Origin of the sequence: Sphingomonas sp. FARSPH (genome assembly GCF_003355005.1) — a bacterium.
Classification (GTDB): Bacteria; Pseudomonadota; Alphaproteobacteria; order Sphingomonadales; family Sphingomonadaceae; genus Sphingomonas.
On sequence record NZ_CP029985.1, the window covers coordinates 609,378 to 624,769 of the forward strand.

Consider the following 15,392-nt stretch of genomic DNA (forward strand, 5'->3'; position numbering starts at 1 on the left):
CCTGCCGACCCGGCGCCGCGCCGGGTCGGCAGGTAACGGCTTGCCTAACGCACAGGATCGCGGAAGACATCGGCCATGACGCGCTTGCTTCCCGCCCTCGCCATGACGCTGCTTTTCACGATCGCCGCCTGCTCGCGGGGCCCAGACGACCAGCCCGGCACGGTGACCGCGGACGAGGCACGTCAACTCAACGAAGCAGCCGAAATGCTGGACGCTAACAGTGTCGACCTCAACGCGATCGACCCCGGCGACACGCCCGACAACGAAAGCGACCCCATATGACCGCACAGCTTCGCCGTCTCGGCGCGACCGACCTGCGCATCACCCCGCTCGTACTGGGCGGCAACGTCTTCGGATGGACCGCGGATCGCGCCGCTAGTTTCGCGGTGCTTGATGCCTTCGTCGAGGGTGGCGGCACGATGATCGATACTGCGGACGTCTATTCAGCGTGGGTCGACGGCCATCGCGGCGGCGAATCCGAAACGATGATCGGCGAATGGCTGAAGGCAAGCGGCAAGCGCAATCACGTGCTGATCGCGACCAAGGTCGGCATGCTGCCCGGCGAGGGCGGCGAAAAGCTCGCGCCGGCGCGGATCACCGCCGCCGCGGAAGCCTCGCTGCGCCGGCTCGGCACCGATCGCATCGACCTCTATTACGCGCATCAGGACGACGACAGCGTCCCGCAGGAGGCGGTGCTGGAGGTGTTTGGCAAGCTGATCGACGCGGGCAAGGTGCGCGTCATCGGCGCGTCCAATTTCCACGCCGCCCGGCTCAAGTCGGCGAACGACGCCGCCACGGCGAACGGCCTGCCACGCTATCACGTCCTGCAACCCGAATATAACCTCGTCAGCCGGCATAAATACGAAGGCGAGTTGGAGGATTATTGCATCGCCGAGAACATCGGCGTGCTGCCCTACTACGGCCTCGCCTCTGGCTTCCTGACGGGCAAATATCGCGGCCGCGACGATCTATCGAAGAGCGTGCGCGGCAATCGTATGGGCGATCTGCTCGAAGGCAAGGGCGCGAGCGTGCTTGCGGTAATGGACGAAATCGCGGGTGAAACCGGCGCGACGCTCGCGCAGATCGCGCTCGCCTGGCTGATCGCGCAGGAAGGCGTCACCGCGCCGATCGCCAGTGCGACCAGCGTCGACCAGCTACACGATCTGCTGCCCGCGATGACGCTCGCGCTCAGCAAGGACCAGATCGGCCGCCTCGACGCCGCCGGGAGTTGATCGGGAACGGAGCATTCTGCGCTTGGCGGTGTGGGGGCCGCCACCCAGACTGGCGGGGATGACCGAACCACGCTCGCCCCTCACCCAGGCCTATGCCGCCGTCCGCCCGACCTATGTGGCGTTCACCGCTAGCCTGTCCGGCGTAATCAGCACCATCGCGAAGGCAAAAGGTGTCGAGGTTCATCAAATCGAGCAGCGCACCAAAGAGCTCGACAGCTTCGACGACAAGGTCAATCGCGAGGACAAGCTCGGCAAATACGCCGACTTCACGGATGTCACCGATCTCAGCGGTATCCGCATCATCACATATCTCCCGAGCGAGGTCGACCTACTCATCCGGCATTTGCGTGAATCGATGGATGTCGATGAGGCCAATTCGCGCGTGGTCAGCGACGAGATGGAAACCGACCGCTTCGGCTATCAGTCGACGCATCTCGTCCTGTCCTATTCGGCCGAACGACTCGCACTGCCCGACTTCGCGCGGTTCGCCGACATGAAGGCGGAAATTCAGGTGCGCACCGTGTTGCAGCATGCCTGGGCGGCGATTGACTGGAAGCTTCGCTACAAGAATGAGCATGAAACGCCGCGCCCGCTTCGTCGCCGCCTCTTCCGGATCAGTGCGCTGCTCGAATCGGTCGACGACGACTTCACCTTCCTCAACGAGAGGATTTCGGAACTCCGCGAGCAATACGAAAACGAGATCAAGGCGGGGGCGCTCGACATCGAGCTGAATCTCGAATCGATCCAGACCTATCTCAACGCCGAAACCTCCGATCGCCCGGCAATCAAGCGCTTGATCGGGATCGTCGACGATATTCCCAATATCCAATTTTCCGAACAGGAAGGATCAACACAGAGGCTTATCACGCAGCTTGATGAGTTAGGTATCAAAACCATCATTCAACTTGATAAGCTCATCATAGATTCTCTTAATAAGAATTATGATGATATAAAGAAGATATATCGGGAATGGGCATCTCTCTTGAGCGTCGGCAAAACCGACCTGAATACGCTAACCCGAATGGTTCTACTGCTGAGCGAGCCGAAAGAGGTACAGAGCAAGAAGATCGCCAACATGTTTTCGGTAAAATTCCGTGAAGTCGCCAAGAGCGTCCTCGGCATTTAAGGCGGCATCCAGTCATTTTTGAATGCGCGGCGTTCCTGCGTTCGCAGGAACCCGGAGCCATCCGAGACAGCGTGTGCGACTTTGGGCTCCCCCAACGCGTGAGCACTAGGGAGGCCCGTCGGAAAACGGCTGACCACCCCGCCGCAGGCGGAGTAGCCAGCCGCCGCTGTTATGCCGCGAACTGGTTCATCGTGTTGTGCGCGCCGCCGGCCTTCAGCGCGGCCTCGCCGGCGAAATAGTCCTTGTGGTCGTCGCCGATGTCGCTGCCGGACATGTTCTGGTGCTTCACGCAGGCGATGCCTTCGCGGATTTCGCGGCGCTGGACGTTCTTGACGTAGCCCAGCATCCCCGCCTCGCCGAAATATTCGCGCGCCAGATTGTCCGTGCTGAGCGCCGCCGTGTGATAGGTCGGCAGCGTGATGAGATGGTGGAAGATGCCCGCCCGCGCGCTCGCATCCTTCTGGAACGTGCGGATACGCTCGTCCGCCTCCACCGCCAGCGCGCTGTCGTCATAGTCCGCGCTCATCAGACGCGCCCGGTCATAGGCCGCAACGTCGCGCCCCTCGTCCGCCCAGGCATCATAGACCTGCTGGCGGAAGTTCAGCGTCCAGTTGAAACTGGGCGAATTGTTGTAGACGAGCTTGGCATTGGGCACGACCGCGCGGATGCGATCGACCATCGAGGCGATCTGCTCGATATGCGGTTTTTCCGTCTCGATCCACAACAGGTCGGCGCCGTTCTGCAGGCTGGTGATGCAATCGAGCACGCAGCGGTCCGCCCCCGTCCCCTCGCGGAACTGATACAGGTTCGACGGCAGCCGCTTCGGGCGGAGCAGCTTGCCCTCGCGCGTGATGACGACGTCGCCGTTGCCGATCTGGGAGACGTCGACCTCGTCGCAATCGAGGAACGCGTTATACTGGTCGCCCAGATCGCCGGCCTTTGTCGAATAGGCGATCTGCTTGGTCAGCCCCGCGCCCAGCGAATCGGTGCGCGTGACGATGATCCCGTCTTCAACGCCGAGTTCGAGAAAGGCGTAGCGGCAGGCGCGGACCTTTTGCAGGAAATCCTCGTGCGGCACGGTGACCTTGCCGTCCTGATGCCCGCACTGTTTCTCGTCGCTGACCTGGTTTTCGATCTGCAGCGCGCAGGCGCCCGCCTCGATCATCTTCTTCGCCAGCAGATACGTCGCCTCCGCATTGCCGAACCCTGCGTCGATGTCGGCGATGATCGGCACGACATGCGTCTCGTGCGCATCGATCTTGTGCAACAGACGATGGGTATTAACCACGTCACCCGCCGCCTTGGCCGCGTCAAGTTCCCGGAACAGCAACGACAGCTCGCGTGCATCCGCCTGGCGGAGGAACGTGTAGAGCTCCTCGATCAGCGCAGGCACGCTCGTCTTCTCATGCATCGACTGGTCGGGCAGCGGGCCGAATTCGCTGCGTAGCGCCGCGACCATCCAGCCGGACAGATAGAGGTAACGTCCCTTGGTCGTGCCGAAATGTTTCTTGATCGCGATCATCTTCTGCTGGCCGATGAAGCCGTGCCAGCAGCCCAGCGACTGCGTATAGGCCGCCGGGTCCGCGTCATAGGCTGCCATGTCGCGGCGCATGATCGCGGCGGTGTAGCGCGCGATGTCCAGCCCGGTGCGGAAACGGTTCTGCAGGCGCATCCGCGCCACTGCCTCGGCATCGATCCCCGCCCAGGTGGGCTGGCCTCCGATCGTTTGATGCGCGGTTCCGATGGTCTGCTGGTACGTCATGGCACTGCCTCGCTGCAAAATGATGCAATGCAATGTACAACGATTTACAGCCGATCGGCCGGTTTTACCATTTTTTGCAGCGTCGTTCGGTCAATCTCGCGTACACTAATTTGTAATTATGTCATCTTATTCACATCAATCACCGGCGAAGGCGAAACCCGACACGCCTCTGTCCCGATCGCTGATCAGCAGCGGCCGACCCGTCGGCGGGGCGGAGCGTTGCGGGCAATCGGCGCGGTGACAGGCACTACAGCCAAGCCCGATCGGCGTCGCATCGCCTTTCAGGTCGATACCGCGCGCGACCGCCAGGCCACCGGCCATATCCGCCGGCACGCCCAGGCCGATCGCGAATTCCGCGACCACCGCTCCATAGCGCCGCCGCTGCGGCGTCACCGTTCGCGACACGGTCAGCCAGCGCGCGCCATCCTCCAGTTCGACGAGCTGGATCGCGAGGTCGCCGGGCCGGTCGAACGCATGGTGGATGCGCCAGAGCGGGCAGCGGCCCTTCGCCTCGGCAAGCGGCGACGCGCTCGATCCGGCGAAGCGCTTGGAACATTGCCCGGCGCGGTCGACGCGGATCAGGAAGAACGGCAGCCCACGCGCGCCGACGCGGTGCAGCGTCGTCAGTCGGTGCGCCACCTGTTCGAACCCCGCACCGAAGCGGCGCTGCAGCAGCTCGAAGTCATAACCGGTCGATTCGCATGCGCGCAGGAACCGGGCATAGGGCATCATCACCGCAGCCGCGAAATAGCTGGCCAGATGTCGGCGGAACAGACGCTCCGCCGCGCGATCGGCGAACCCGGCCCCCTTGGCGAGCGCATCGATCTCGCCGCGCGCCTCGATCAGCGCGAGCTGATAGGCAGCGGCGAAGCTGCGCGAGGCGGGGTCGAGCGTTTCGCTGAGCTGCAGCTGGCGCGCATGCAGGTCGAGCCGGTGGAGCAGGTCGGGCATTACCTCGAACGGCAGGATGCGGATCGTCAGCTGGTGCTTGACGCGCAACCGCTCGGCGATCGCGCCGTACAGATCGCCCGCGCCCATGCGCAGTTCGTCGGCCAGATTCTCAGCGATGCCATCGAGGTCGGGAAAATGCCCCCGCCACCGCTCGATCTCGCGCCGCACCTCGCCGACGGGATCGACACCCTCCGCCGCGATGCCGCTGCCCCCGCCCGCGCCCAGCCGATCATAGACACGCGCAAACGCCTCCGCGCCGCCGGGCGCGCCCGCAATCCACTCGGCCAGTTCGTTGCGATCGATCTCGAGGTCCGCGAACATCGGATCGGCGAGCCTGCGCCGCAACGCCGCCTCGCCGCCGCCCGGCTCACCCGCGGTCAGTGCGCGCGGATCGAAGTCGTAGGATTCGGCGAGCTTAACGAGCAGCGCCGCCGACAGCGGCCGCTGGTTACGCTCGACGAGATTGAGGTAGCTCGGCGAGATCGCCATCGCCTCCGCCATCGCCGCTTGGGTCAGCCCGGCCTGCCGTCGCAGCCGCCGCACCGCATGCCCCGCGAACAATTTGCGCTCCGCCATCGATCCTCCTTGTCGAGCGACAGAGGTCATCGACCCAGCAAACTTTGTCAATTCATTACAGATACACGAAACCCAGCTCAGATGCCGTACACATCATGACCGCGGCCGCCGGCAGCGAACGGCTGGCCGGTGGAAAACCCTGCGGTATCAGGGTCGTCGAAAGTTTCCTGGGGAGGAAAGGTGCCCGCTGGCGTCATCGCCGGCGGGCATTCCAGTTTATAGGTGGCCTATTCCACCACCACTCGCGTTTGAAACCAGGCTGCCAAGGCGTTTTCCGGACATTCGCCCGCTGCCAGCGCCAGCACCACCTCGATCGCATCCACCTTTTCAAAGATGATCTCGACTGCGTTCAGCTTGAGGAAAAGACGCGCGATCACCCACGCCGTTCGTTTGTTACCATCAACGAATGGATGGTTGCGCGCGATGCCATAGGCGTAAGCCGCTGCCAGCGCGCATAGATCCTCCTCGCCATGGGCATGTTTGTTGACCGGTCGCGCCATCGCCGACTCGAGCAGCCCCATGTCTTTCACACCCGCCGGGCCGCCATGTTCGGCGAGTTGGCGATCGTGGACGGCGATTGCGATATCCGCGGAAAGAAATCGCGGCAGCGCGGTCATGTGGCAAGCACGGCAAGGATGTCGCGGTCCTCGCGCATGATCGCTTCGGCCGCCTTCATCGCCTCGACGAAATCCGGGTCATGCGCGCGTATCCCGTAGCCGCCGGGTTGTTCGGGCAGAAAAACCTTATCGCCAACGGCAAGACGCAGCTTGGCCAGCACTTCCTTGCTTAGGATGATGCCCTGCGAATTGCCGATTTTGATGATCTTCGTCTCGATGCTCATACGAGCGTTATAACATACTCGCGGCGTCATCGCCATCCCACGGCACCAGCGCGACGACCCTGCGTTGAGCCGCGCATGACCCATGGCTTGGCCGCGCGTATCCGCGAGAATATCGTTCTGTACGGCGCGCTGGCCGCCAATCTTGGGATCGGCGTCGCGAAATTCATCGCGGCCGCGATCACCGGTTCCTCGTCGATGCTGACCGAAGGCGTGCATAGCTGCGTCGACAGCGGCAATCAGATCCTGCTGCTCTACGGCCAGCACCGTGCGAAGCGGCCGCCCGATGAAATCCATCCGTTCGGCTATGGCCGCGAACTCTATTTCTGGGCGTTCGTCGTCGCGATCCTGATCTTTGCGGTGGGCGCCGGCGTGTCGGTGTACGAAGGATATCTGCATATCATCGAGCCGGAGGAGCTGGTCGATCCGCTGGTCAATTACATCGTCCTTGCCATCGCGATGGTCCTTGAAGGCTCGTCATGGTTCCTTGCGATGCGCGAATTCCGCCGCGCGAAGGGCGAGCTTGGCTGGTGGCAGGCGGTGCGGCGATCGAAGGACCCGGCCGGCTTCATCGTGCTGTTCGAAGATTCCGCCGCGCTCGCCGGCCTCGTCATCGCCGGGCTCGGCGTCTGGGCGAGCCATGCGTTCAACGATCCGCGCATCGATGGCGTCGCGTCGATTCTGATCGGCCTGATCCTCGGCCTGGTCGCGGTGCTACTGGCGCGCGAGGCGAAGGGTCTGTTGATCGGCGAGCGCGCCGATCCGCAGGTGGTCGAGACGGTGCGCGGCATCGTCGCCGCCCATCCCGCCATCGCCCACGTCAACCACGTCCGCACCATCCACACCGCCCCCGATTCGATCTTCGTCGCGGTCAGCGCCGATTTCCAGGATGCGATCACGATGGGAGAGGGCGAGGCGCTTATCGAGATGCTGGAAGACAGATTGCGCGCCGCCGTGCCGACGCTGAGTTCGATCTACATTCGCCCCGAAGCCCGCGAAAATGCGATACTGAGCACTGCAGACCGCGGCCTGGACGGCTGACGCTTCCCAGAAAATCAGATAGGCTGCCGACCATGCCACGCTTTATCCTGCGCCCGTTGCTCGCCCTGATGATGACGTTCGTCGCGCTGCTCGGCGCGACGCCAGCCTGGGCCGCGGTGACAATCACCTTTTGGAGCCACGAATTCGGCAACAGCTTCCCGCACGCCTTCTTTACATTGCGCGGCGTACCGGATGCGGGCGGCGCGCCTGTCGACGCCAATTACGGCTTCACCGCGAAGGCGGTGACGCCCGCGCTGTTGATGGGCACCGTGCCCGGCCGGCTCGACATCTCCAAGCCGACCTACATCCAGGGCAGCGACGCGCAATTCTCCGTGACGCTCACCGACGCGCAATATGCCGAGGTGCTGAAACTGATCGCGGCGTGGGACGACAAGACCGGCGATGGGCATTACAACCTCAACAGCCGCAATTGCATCCATTTCGTCAAGGAAGCCGCGCGGATCGCCGGGCTGACCGGGCTCGACCAGCCCAAGCTGATGAAAAAGCCGCGCTCGTATCTTCAGGCGGTCGCCGCCGCCAATGTCGGGCACATCCAGCCGGTGAACATGCACGGCAAGGCCTATCTCGCCGCGCTGCCGCCGCTTACGAGCGCGCCGATCGTCGCTGCCCCCGGCCCGGCCGGCCCCGCTGCGGTCGTGCCGCCGGCCCCGGCGACGGTACAGCCGCTACCCGCGCAATAGCGGCCGCGCCGCCGCCCCATCCATTGGCGCGGCGGGGGCGATCACATCGCGGTCCAGCCGCCGTCGACCGACAGGTTCGCGCCGGTGATCGCCTTCGCTGCGTCGCCGCACAGGAACAGCGCGAGCGCGGCGACCTGTTCGGGCGTCACGAATTCCTTGGTCGGCTGCGCGGCGAGAAGCACGTCGTTCATCACCTGCTCGCGGGTGAGGCCGCGCGCCTTCATCGTGTCGGGAATCTGCGCCTCGACCAGCGGCGTCCAGACATAGCCGGGCGAGATGCAATTGGCGGTGATGCCCTGCGTTGCGGTCTCGATCGCCACGGTCTTGGTCAGCCCGACGAGGCCGTGCTTCGCCATCACATAGGCGGACTTGTTCGGGCTCGCGACCAGGCTGTGCGCGGAGGCGGTGGAGATGATCCGTCCCCATCCCTTCGCCTTCATGTGCGGCACGGCCGCCTGCATCGCATACCAGGCGCTCGTCATGTTGATCGCGACGATCGCCTCCATCTTCTCGGCCGGGAACTGGTCGATCGGCGCGACGTGCTGGATGCCCGCGTTGTTAATCAGGATGTCGACGCCGCCAAGCTCATGTGCGGCGCGATCGATCATCGCGCGGATTTGTTCGGGCTGGGTCATGTCGGCGGCATCGTACAGCGCCCCCGCCCCGCTTACGGCGGCCAGTTCGCCCCGCGTTGCCTCGATCGCCTCGGTGTCGCCGAAGCCGTTGATGACGACCGCCGCACCTTCCGCCGCCAGCGCACGGGCATAAGCGAGCCCGATGCCGGAGGTGGATCCGGTGATGACGGCTGTCTTGCCCTTGAGGAACATCGGCGCATTCTCCCTTTTTCTGGCCGCTTCATGCCCGCTTGCCCCATCCGGTTGCAACCGGGCGCCGCGATGCGCATTCGTAACGGCAGCACAACGGAGACCTGCCCATGCGCCTCGACGATTTCGATCCCAACGACATCGATGTCGGTGAGGCGCGTGAAGGCGGCGGATTTGGCGGCGGCGGTGGCGGCGGTCTGCTGTTCGGGCTGCTGCCGCTGATCGGCAGCCGCTTCGGCTGCGGCGGGATCGTCGTCGTGCTGTTGCTGTTGGCGGTATTCGGCGGCCTCGGCAATCTCGGCGGCATGCTGGGCGGCGGCGGCAACACGCCCGCCGTGACGCAGCGCGAGCAGGGCGGCGGGTCGGCGGCAGAGGTGACGCGGCTGTGCACCACCGACGCCAATGCCAAATCGGCGTGCAACGCCTTCCAGTCCGCGCAAAAGACGTGGTCCGCGATCTTCGCAGGGCAGGGCGCGAAGTTCGAGAAGCCGGGCCTGCGCTTCTTCTCGGGCAGCGGCATTTCTGGCTGCGGCGCGGCGCAATCGGCGATGGGCCCATTCTATTGTCCGACCGACCACGACATCTACCTCGACACCAGCTTCTTCAACGAACTGGCGAACCGGTTCGGTGCGAAGGGCGATTTCGCGCAGGATTATGTGATCGCGCACGAATTCGGCCACCACATCCAGAACCTGCTCGGCACGTCGGACCAGGTGCAACGCGTGCAGCGCTCGTCGAGCGAGGCAGAGGGCAATGCCGCCTCCGTCCGGCTGGAATTGCAGGCCGATTGCTACGCCGGTGTCTGGGCGGCGAAGAACCGCGACCGGATGGACGCGACCGATCTTCAGGAGGGGCTGACCGCCGCCAACGCGATCGGCGACGACACGCTGCAGAAGGAAGCGCAGGGACGCGTCGTCCCCGACAGCTTCACGCACGGCACCTCCGCGCAGCGCGTTTACTGGCTGAAGCGCGGGTTCGAGACGGGCGACCCCGCCCAGTGCGATACGTTCAACGGTGCGGTCTGACCGCAACGGATATCCGTTACCCCGGCACGCCTGCCGGGGTGACGGACAGAGCCCCTAGATGCGCACGAGCATCTTGCCGGTGTTGCCGCCGGAAAACAGCGCCAGGAACGCGTCGGGCGTCTTCTCCAGCCCCTCGAACACCGTCTCCTGCCGCTTGAGCTTGCCCTCGGACAGCCAGCCGCCCATGTCGCGATAGAATTCGCCCGCACGGTCGATGTAATCGCTGACGATGAAACCCTGCATCCGCACCCGGTTGCCGATCAGGCGGGCGAGATATTTGAGCGACGTCGGCTCCGCGGAATTATAGACGTCGATCATCCCGCAGATCGCGAAGCGCGCATGGACGTTGGCATGCGCCAGCGCCGCGTCGAGATGCTCGCCACCGACATTGTCGAAATAAACATCGATGCCGTTGCGCGCGACCTCGCCCAGCGCCTTCACCACCGGCACGCCGGCCTTGTAATCGACGACCGCATCCGCACCAAGCGACTGGACCCAGGCGCATTTGTCGGCACCGCCCGCGGAGCCGATGACATGGCACCCCTTCGCCTTGGCGATCTGCACCACGGTCGATCCGACCGCGCCGGCGGCGGCCGAGACGAAGACCGTGTCGCCTTCCTTCAGCTGCGCGACCTCGATCAATCCGAAATAGGCGGTCATTCCGGGCATGCCGAGCTGACCCAGAAACGCCTGCGGATCGACGTCGAGTTGCGGCAGCGGCTGCACCTGCTCCGCGGGCAGGATCGCCTCGTCGCGCCAGCCGCCGAAATGCTGGACCATGTCGCCGGCCGCGAACCGGTCCGACCGGCTTTCGACGACCCGCCCGACCGCACCGCCCTGCATCGGCTTGTTCAGCTCGAACGGCGGCGTATAGCTTTTCACGTCGTTCATACGGCCGCGCATATAGGGATCGACCGACAACCACTGGTTGGCGATCCGCACCTCGCCATCGGCAAGGTCGCGCGTGCCGAGGTCGATCAGCTCGAAATTGTCCATCGTCGGCATGCCATGCGGGCGCGACGTGAGGCTCCAGGCTCTGGCCATATTCCATTCTCCTTCGCGGGACAGCTTGGCCCCATCAGTTTTCAATCGCAACGAAAAAGGCCCGGAAAGACGATGCCTTCCGGGCCTTCTCCTGGGGATCCCGCAGGATCCTTATTGTCGAATGGCTTAGTAGGTGCCCGACGTGTTCCGGTCGGCCGCGGTCTTGTCCGCCGCCTGCGCGCCTGCCGTGGCCGTCGCGCCGGTGCCGGTCACCGTGCCCGTCGTCCCACTATTGGCCTGGCTCGACCAGTTCGCGGTATCGCGGTCGCCCTTGTCGCGACCCTGCACGTTGTCGCCGTAGCCGAACATGGCCTGATTGCGCTCTTCATCGCGCCACGCGGACTTTGCTTCCGACGCGGTCTTGGTCAGCGTCACCTTGTCGTCGACGCTCCTCAGCCAGCTCGACGGGATCGAATGGTGATGGCCGCCGGCATCGCGGTCGTTCTTGGTCAGCAGGATACGGTCGCCGCGCACCTTGTCGACGGTGCCGACATGCTCGCCGTCGCTGCCGACGACGTCCATATGTTCCTCGACCTTGTTCAGCGAATCGCGCTGCCCCTGGCGGTTCGTGCGCCACGAGCTGAATTCGTTCTCGAATTTCGTGCGATTCTCGCGGCGATATTCGTCGTAGTCGCGGTCGAGCGATGCGATTTGGCCACGGCGCCAGTTACCATAATGATCGTCGGTGCCGCTGTCGTAACGCTCGTCATAGCGCGAATCCATCTCGCGGCGGCGCTCCGCTTCCTCGTCGCCGAACCACGAGCGGACCTCGTCGCCGGCGCGCGCGAAGAAACCGCGCTCTTCATAGTCGTAGCCCTGCGGCTGACGGCCATAGCCGCCCTGCTGAGCCGCGCCGCGGTTGTAGCTGCTGCGGCCTTCGCCATAGCTGCCGCGATTGTCGTAGCGGCCGCGATAAGTGTCGTCGTCGGCGTGACGGTTCTGGCCGACGTCGAGGAAGCGGCGGCCATCGTGGCCGTAGCTGCCGTGATATTCCTGACGCGACGCGCCGTAGCGATCCTGGTCTGCGCCATAGCGGCTTTGGCTGCCGTAGCGATTGTCCGACTGGCCCCAGTCACGCGCGCCGCGGTTGTACCCGCCCGCGCCATAGGCCTCGCGGTCGCGGTTGAACCGGTCGCGCTGCTCGTAACGCTGGTTGCCGTATTCGCGGCGCCCGTAATCGCGATCATTGTCGAACGCGCCCGCCGCCTCGTAATCGCGCGCGCTGGAATAGCTGTAGTTGCGGCCCGAGCCATAATCCTGCCCGTAGTCCTGCGTGTCGGAGCGGCCGTAATAGTCGCCCTGCGGATTGGTTCCCCGCGGATAGCGTTCGTAGCCCATGATCGTCTCCTTCGGATGGTCGTCCTGCGGCTGCGGAGCGTCGTTTTTCGCGCTCCTGCGTCCGGCGCTAACAAGCGTCAAAGGTGCGGCTTCGTTCCTATCGTTGCGCTTTCAGAACAACGCAAATTCGCGGCTGCCGGTCGCGTCGGAACGCACCGGCCGCGGGATCAAGATTTTCGTGGGCGGGGCCCGGCGCGCTGTTGCATCACCGGAAAAGGCCCGCTAATGGCGTCGCTCCCGGCCATGCCGGGGCGGAGTGCGGGGCTGTAGCTCAGATGGGAGAGCGCTGCAATCGCACTGCAGAGGTCAGGGGTTCGATTCCCCTCAGCTCCACCACCCACTCCGCCGGCCGCTAGCGCGTCGAGCCGTCCTGCGATCCGTGTTGCTGCGCCGCGGGCGCGAGCGTGCCGACGAAATCCAGCAGGAACAGTGTCAGGCCGTGCGCGTCGGTCACTTCCAGACGCCATTCGTGCCCCGACCAGATATCGCTGATCGGCTCGATCATCTCTGCCGCGAACCGGATCGCGACGCGTTGCGCGGCGGCGAGGTCGGGAAGCTCCCGACCGACCGGGTCGGGGATCGAGACGCCATCGTGGATATGGAAATGGTAACGCGGCACCACGCCCTCCTCGAAGGGGCTTTCCTACCGCCTGTCCTGGATCATTGATCTATACGAAGTTAACCACGTTACCGCGATAGACGGGCCATCGGACATGGCGGGTTGACCCGTTCGGCCGCCGGCGCGTTACACGATGGCATGAGCGCCCTTCCGATTCCGGCCAGCACCCTCGTCATCCTGCGCGACCGGATCGGGCGCGCGCCGGAGCTGTTGATGGTCGAACGGGCAGCGACGATGGCGTTTGCGGCCGGCGCGATGGTCTTTCCCGGCGGCCGTATCGATCCCGACGATTACCGGTTGGCGGAGGTCATGGGTCTGGGCGACGACGGCCCTGCGCGCATCGCCGCGATCCGTGAGACGATCGAGGAAGTAGGGCTGGCGATCGGCGTCGCGCCCACGCCGTCCGCCGCCACCGTCGCCGACCTTCGCGCAAAGCTCCACGCGGGGATGCCGTTCGCGCAGACGCTCGCCGCACACGGGCTGACGCTGATCCCCGATGCGCTGACACCCTTTGCGCGCTGGCTGCCCGATCACCCGGGAATGCGTATCTTCGACACCCTCTTCTTCCTCGCCCGTGCGCCGGCGGACGTCGAGGTCGAGGTCGACGGGACGGAGAACGTCCGCCTTGTCTGGACCACCGCCGCGCAGGCACTGGCGGCAGCGGACGCGGGCGAGGCGACGATCATCTATCCGACGCGCCGCAATCTCGAACGGCTCGCCCGGTTCGATAGCCATGCCGCCGCCTGCGCCGACGCCGCAGCCTTTCCGATGCGCACGATCACGCCCTTCGTCGAGGAACGCGACGGCGTGTTGCATCTTTGCATTCCGGCGGACTGCGGCTATCCGGTTACCGCCGAACCCATGACCGCGGTACGGCGCCACTGATGCGCGGGCTGCGCCGCGCGATCATGTGGTGTGTTGGCCTGCTCGTAGCAGGGGCTGCGCTGCTCGTCGTCTTCGCGCTGATGCGCGGCCGTCCGCAGGATTTGCCCTGGACACCGCTCGACCTCGCCGCGCCGCCGGGCCTGTCGACCGCGCGCAAGCTCGCCGCGCTTGGCGACGACTTGGCGCTCTGCCACGCGCTGCTCGACCAGGCGGGGATCCGGTACACCGCCCTGCCCGCACACCGAGACGGGGCGACATGCGGCTATCGCGACGCGGTGCGCCTCGATCCCGGTGGCGCACGAACGATCGCGCTGACACCGCCAGGGCTCGGTACCACCTGTCCCGTCGCGGCGGCGCTGGCGGTGTGGGAATGGAACGTCGTGCAACCAGCCGCGCAGGCGCGGTTCGGCGTACCCATCGTCCGCATCGAGCATCTCGGCAGCTACGCCTGCCGTCGCCTCTACGGCCGCGCCGCGGGCAACTGGAGCGAACACGCCCGCGCCAATGCGATCGATATCGCGGGCTTTCGCCTGGCCAACGGCACGCGCATTACCGTCGCGCGTGACTGGCGCGGCCAGAGCGCGAAGGCGGCCTTTCTGCGCGACGTGCGGGATGGCGCGTGCCGGGTCTACGCGACCGTCCTGTCCCCCGATTACAATGTCGCGCATCGCGACCATCTGCATCTCGACCAGGCGGATCGCGGCGCGATGGGGCGGCGGGCCTGTCGCTGACCGGCGCCACCCCCCGGTGGGCGCCGGCTGTGCGACGGATCAGTGCGACAGCGTCGCCGATCCGCTGTCGACCTTTTCCACCCATTTCGGGAAGAAGCCCGGCTGGCGGTTCGACCAGCCCGACGCCGTCGCCGCCGCCTCGCTGATCGACTGGAGGAGCTTGCGCCGCACCTCCGGGTGAAGGTGTGGTAGCGCCGCCGCTCCGCAGAAGGCGCTCGGCAACCACGGCCGCACTTCCGCGCCGATCAACCGCTCGTACAGAAAGCGGAAGGCGGAGAAACTGGTCAGCCGCCCCTGCCCCAGATCGAACGCCGCGAGCGTCGTCAGCGGCGTCAGGAACGGCTCGATCTGCGACAGATCGGCGTCGTCAGGTACACGCTGGCGAATTTCGGGAAGCGCGTGATACAGCCGCGCCTGTGCGCGGATACTCGCCGCCTCCACCACGTCGCGCGACCAGCGCGCCATCGCATCCTCCCGGTCCAGCCCGATATCCAGACTGCGCCGGATGTACCGCTGCGTCGCCGCCGCGAACCCTGCGAATTCTTTCATCTCCGCCAGCGTCATCGCACCTTCGGCCGGCTTTCTGCTTGCACCCATCGTCTTCACCCCGCCCGCTGCTTCACATCGACGAAGGCATCATGCGCCCGGATGGTTAACCATTCCCTGAATGCGAACCCTTCGCCGCAACAAAAGCATCAC

Annotated in this window: 17 protein-coding genes and 1 tRNA gene; 9 read left to right on the forward strand and 9 right to left on the reverse strand. The window is 65.1% G+C overall.

Features of this window, described 5'->3' with window-relative positions:
* Nucleotides 1–75: 75 nt before the first annotated feature.
* From DM480_RS03065 to DM480_RS03075, 3 genes are read left to right on the forward strand one after another with little or no spacing between them, the layout of a single operon-like run.
* Nucleotides 76–282: a hypothetical protein gene (locus DM480_RS03065; RefSeq protein ID WP_115377502.1), complete on the forward strand. Its 207-nt coding sequence runs from the start codon at nucleotides 76–78 to the stop codon at nucleotides 280–282.
* Complete coding sequence (locus DM480_RS03070; RefSeq protein ID WP_115377503.1) at nucleotides 279–1,232, forward strand: aldo/keto reductase; 954 nt, start codon at nucleotides 279–281, stop codon at nucleotides 1,230–1,232. Before DM480_RS03065 ends, DM480_RS03070 begins: the two co-directional genes overlap by 4 nt.
* A 58-nt stretch (nucleotides 1,233–1,290) precedes the next feature.
* A complete protein-coding gene (locus DM480_RS03075) occupies nucleotides 1,291–2,358 on the forward strand; it encodes a GTP pyrophosphokinase (RefSeq protein ID WP_115377504.1) in 1,068 nt (355 codons plus the stop codon).
* A 169-nt stretch (nucleotides 2,359–2,527) separates the two neighbouring features.
* On the opposite strand, the gene DM480_RS03080 is transcribed toward DM480_RS03075, so the two are convergent.
* From DM480_RS03080 to DM480_RS03095, 4 genes are all read right to left on the reverse strand, one after another.
* On the reverse strand, nucleotides 2,528–4,120 hold the full coding sequence (locus DM480_RS03080) for an isocitrate lyase (RefSeq protein ID WP_115377505.1): 1,593 nt from the start codon (nucleotides 4,118–4,120) through the stop codon (nucleotides 2,528–2,530).
* A gap of 135 nt (nucleotides 4,121–4,255) precedes the next feature.
* Nucleotides 4,256–5,647, reverse strand: a complete 1,392-nt coding sequence (locus tag DM480_RS03085; RefSeq protein WP_115377506.1) for a helix-turn-helix domain-containing protein — start codon at nucleotides 5,645–5,647, stop codon at nucleotides 4,256–4,258.
* A gap of 227 nt (nucleotides 5,648–5,874) precedes the next feature.
* Nucleotides 5,875–6,264, reverse strand: a complete 390-nt coding sequence (locus DM480_RS03090) for a type II toxin-antitoxin system death-on-curing family toxin (RefSeq protein ID WP_115377507.1) — start codon at nucleotides 6,262–6,264, stop codon at nucleotides 5,875–5,877.
* Entirely contained in the window at nucleotides 6,261–6,488 is a 228-nt protein-coding gene (locus DM480_RS03095; protein WP_115377508.1) for an AbrB/MazE/SpoVT family DNA-binding domain-containing protein, read from the reverse strand. The genes DM480_RS03090 and DM480_RS03095 overlap by 4 nt, the downstream gene beginning before the upstream one ends.
* A gap of 75 nt (nucleotides 6,489–6,563) precedes the next feature.
* Here DM480_RS03095 and DM480_RS03100 point away from each other — a divergent pair, with 75 nt between their 5' ends.
* A complete protein-coding gene (locus DM480_RS03100; RefSeq protein ID WP_115377509.1) occupies nucleotides 6,564–7,526 on the forward strand; it encodes a cation diffusion facilitator family transporter in 963 nt (320 codons plus the stop codon).
* Nucleotides 7,527–7,558: 32 nt separating this feature from the next.
* Nucleotides 7,559–8,227, forward strand: a complete 669-nt coding sequence (locus tag DM480_RS03105; RefSeq protein ID WP_115377510.1) for a hypothetical protein — start codon at nucleotides 7,559–7,561, stop codon at nucleotides 8,225–8,227.
* Nucleotides 8,228–8,268: 41 nt separating this feature from the next.
* Here DM480_RS03105 and DM480_RS03110 read toward each other — a convergent pair whose 3' ends face one another.
* Nucleotides 8,269–9,054 carry a 3-hydroxybutyrate dehydrogenase gene (locus DM480_RS03110; protein ID WP_115377511.1) on the reverse strand — a complete coding sequence of 262 codons (786 nt, stop codon included), beginning with the start codon at nucleotides 9,052–9,054 and terminating at the stop codon, nucleotides 8,269–8,271.
* A gap of 107 nt (nucleotides 9,055–9,161) precedes the next feature.
* Between DM480_RS03110 and ypfJ the strand changes: the two genes are divergently transcribed.
* A complete protein-coding gene (gene ypfJ, locus DM480_RS03115; RefSeq protein WP_115377512.1) occupies nucleotides 9,162–10,076 on the forward strand; it encodes a KPN_02809 family neutral zinc metallopeptidase in 915 nt (304 codons plus the stop codon).
* Nucleotides 10,077–10,130: 54 nt separating this feature from the next.
* On the opposite strand, the gene DM480_RS03120 is transcribed toward ypfJ, so the two are convergent.
* Together DM480_RS03120 and DM480_RS03125 are read right to left on the reverse strand one after the other, a co-directional pair.
* The gene (locus tag DM480_RS03120; RefSeq protein WP_115377513.1) at nucleotides 10,131–11,120 is read right to left on the reverse strand and encodes an NADP-dependent oxidoreductase; all 990 of its coding nucleotides are present in this window, start codon (nucleotides 11,118–11,120) and stop codon (nucleotides 10,131–10,133) included.
* A 126-nt stretch (nucleotides 11,121–11,246) separates the two neighbouring features.
* Nucleotides 11,247–12,458, reverse strand: a complete 1,212-nt coding sequence (locus DM480_RS03125) for a DUF2171 domain-containing protein (RefSeq protein ID WP_115377514.1) — start codon at nucleotides 12,456–12,458, stop codon at nucleotides 11,247–11,249.
* Nucleotides 12,459–12,718: 260 nt separating this feature from the next.
* Here DM480_RS03125 and DM480_RS03135 point away from each other — a divergent pair.
* Nucleotides 12,719–12,794 (forward strand) — tRNA-Ala (locus DM480_RS03135).
* 16 nt (nucleotides 12,795–12,810) lie between these two features.
* Here the strand turns inward: DM480_RS03135 and DM480_RS03140 are convergent.
* On the reverse strand, nucleotides 12,811–13,077 hold the full coding sequence (locus DM480_RS03140; RefSeq protein ID WP_115380724.1) for a DUF6894 family protein: 267 nt from the start codon (nucleotides 13,075–13,077) through the stop codon (nucleotides 12,811–12,813).
* Nucleotides 13,078–13,215: 138 nt separating this feature from the next.
* Here DM480_RS03140 and DM480_RS03145 point away from each other — a divergent pair, with 138 nt between their 5' ends.
* Together DM480_RS03145 and DM480_RS03150 are read left to right on the forward strand one after the other, a co-directional pair.
* Nucleotides 13,216–13,962: an NUDIX domain-containing protein gene (locus DM480_RS03145; RefSeq protein WP_115377516.1), complete on the forward strand. Its 747-nt coding sequence runs from the start codon at nucleotides 13,216–13,218 to the stop codon at nucleotides 13,960–13,962.
* Nucleotides 13,962–14,693 carry an extensin-like domain-containing protein gene (locus DM480_RS03150; RefSeq protein WP_115377517.1) on the forward strand — a complete coding sequence of 244 codons (732 nt, stop codon included), beginning with the start codon at nucleotides 13,962–13,964 and terminating at the stop codon, nucleotides 14,691–14,693. Before DM480_RS03145 ends, DM480_RS03150 begins: the two co-directional genes overlap by 1 nt.
* Before the next feature lie 39 nt (nucleotides 14,694–14,732).
* On the opposite strand, the gene DM480_RS03155 is transcribed toward DM480_RS03150, so the two are convergent.
* Entirely contained in the window at nucleotides 14,733–15,290 is a 558-nt protein-coding gene (locus DM480_RS03155) for a hypothetical protein (RefSeq protein ID WP_115377518.1), read from the reverse strand.
* Nucleotides 15,291–15,392: the final 102 nt, after the last annotated feature.

Bases quoted from the DNA above. Each gene is read 5' to 3' on its own strand.
- DM480_RS03065 (WP_115377502.1), top strand. From the start codon at position 76: ATGACGCGCTTGCTTCCCGCCCTCGCCATGACGCTGCTTTTCACGATC.
- DM480_RS03070 (WP_115377503.1), top strand. From the start codon at position 279: ATGACCGCACAGCTTCGCCGTCTCGGCGCGACCGACCTGCGCATCACC.
- DM480_RS03075 (WP_115377504.1), top strand. From the start codon at position 1,291: ATGACCGAACCACGCTCGCCCCTCACCCAGGCCTATGCCGCCGTCCGC.
- DM480_RS03080 (WP_115377505.1), bottom strand. From the start codon at position 4,120: ATGACGTACCAGCAGACCATCGGAACCGCGCATCAAACGATCGGAGGC.
- DM480_RS03085 (WP_115377506.1), bottom strand. From the start codon at position 5,647: ATGGCGGAGCGCAAATTGTTCGCGGGGCATGCGGTGCGGCGGCTGCGA.
- DM480_RS03090 (WP_115377507.1), bottom strand. From the start codon at position 6,264: ATGACCGCGCTGCCGCGATTTCTTTCCGCGGATATCGCAATCGCCGTC.
- DM480_RS03095 (WP_115377508.1), bottom strand. From the start codon at position 6,488: ATGAGCATCGAGACGAAGATCATCAAAATCGGCAATTCGCAGGGCATC.
- DM480_RS03100 (WP_115377509.1), top strand. From the start codon at position 6,564: ATGACCCATGGCTTGGCCGCGCGTATCCGCGAGAATATCGTTCTGTAC.
- DM480_RS03105 (WP_115377510.1), top strand. From the start codon at position 7,559: ATGCCACGCTTTATCCTGCGCCCGTTGCTCGCCCTGATGATGACGTTC.
- DM480_RS03110 (WP_115377511.1), bottom strand. From the start codon at position 9,054: ATGTTCCTCAAGGGCAAGACAGCCGTCATCACCGGATCCACCTCCGGC.
- ypfJ (WP_115377512.1), top strand. From the start codon at position 9,162: ATGCGCCTCGACGATTTCGATCCCAACGACATCGATGTCGGTGAGGCG.
- DM480_RS03120 (WP_115377513.1), bottom strand. From the start codon at position 11,120: ATGGCCAGAGCCTGGAGCCTCACGTCGCGCCCGCATGGCATGCCGACG.
- DM480_RS03125 (WP_115377514.1), bottom strand. From the start codon at position 12,458: ATGGGCTACGAACGCTATCCGCGGGGAACCAATCCGCAGGGCGACTAT.
- DM480_RS03145 (WP_115377516.1), top strand. From the start codon at position 13,216: ATGAGCGCCCTTCCGATTCCGGCCAGCACCCTCGTCATCCTGCGCGAC.
- DM480_RS03150 (WP_115377517.1), top strand. From the start codon at position 13,962: ATGCGCGGGCTGCGCCGCGCGATCATGTGGTGTGTTGGCCTGCTCGTA.
- DM480_RS03155 (WP_115377518.1), bottom strand. From the start codon at position 15,290: ATGGGTGCAAGCAGAAAGCCGGCCGAAGGTGCGATGACGCTGGCGGAG.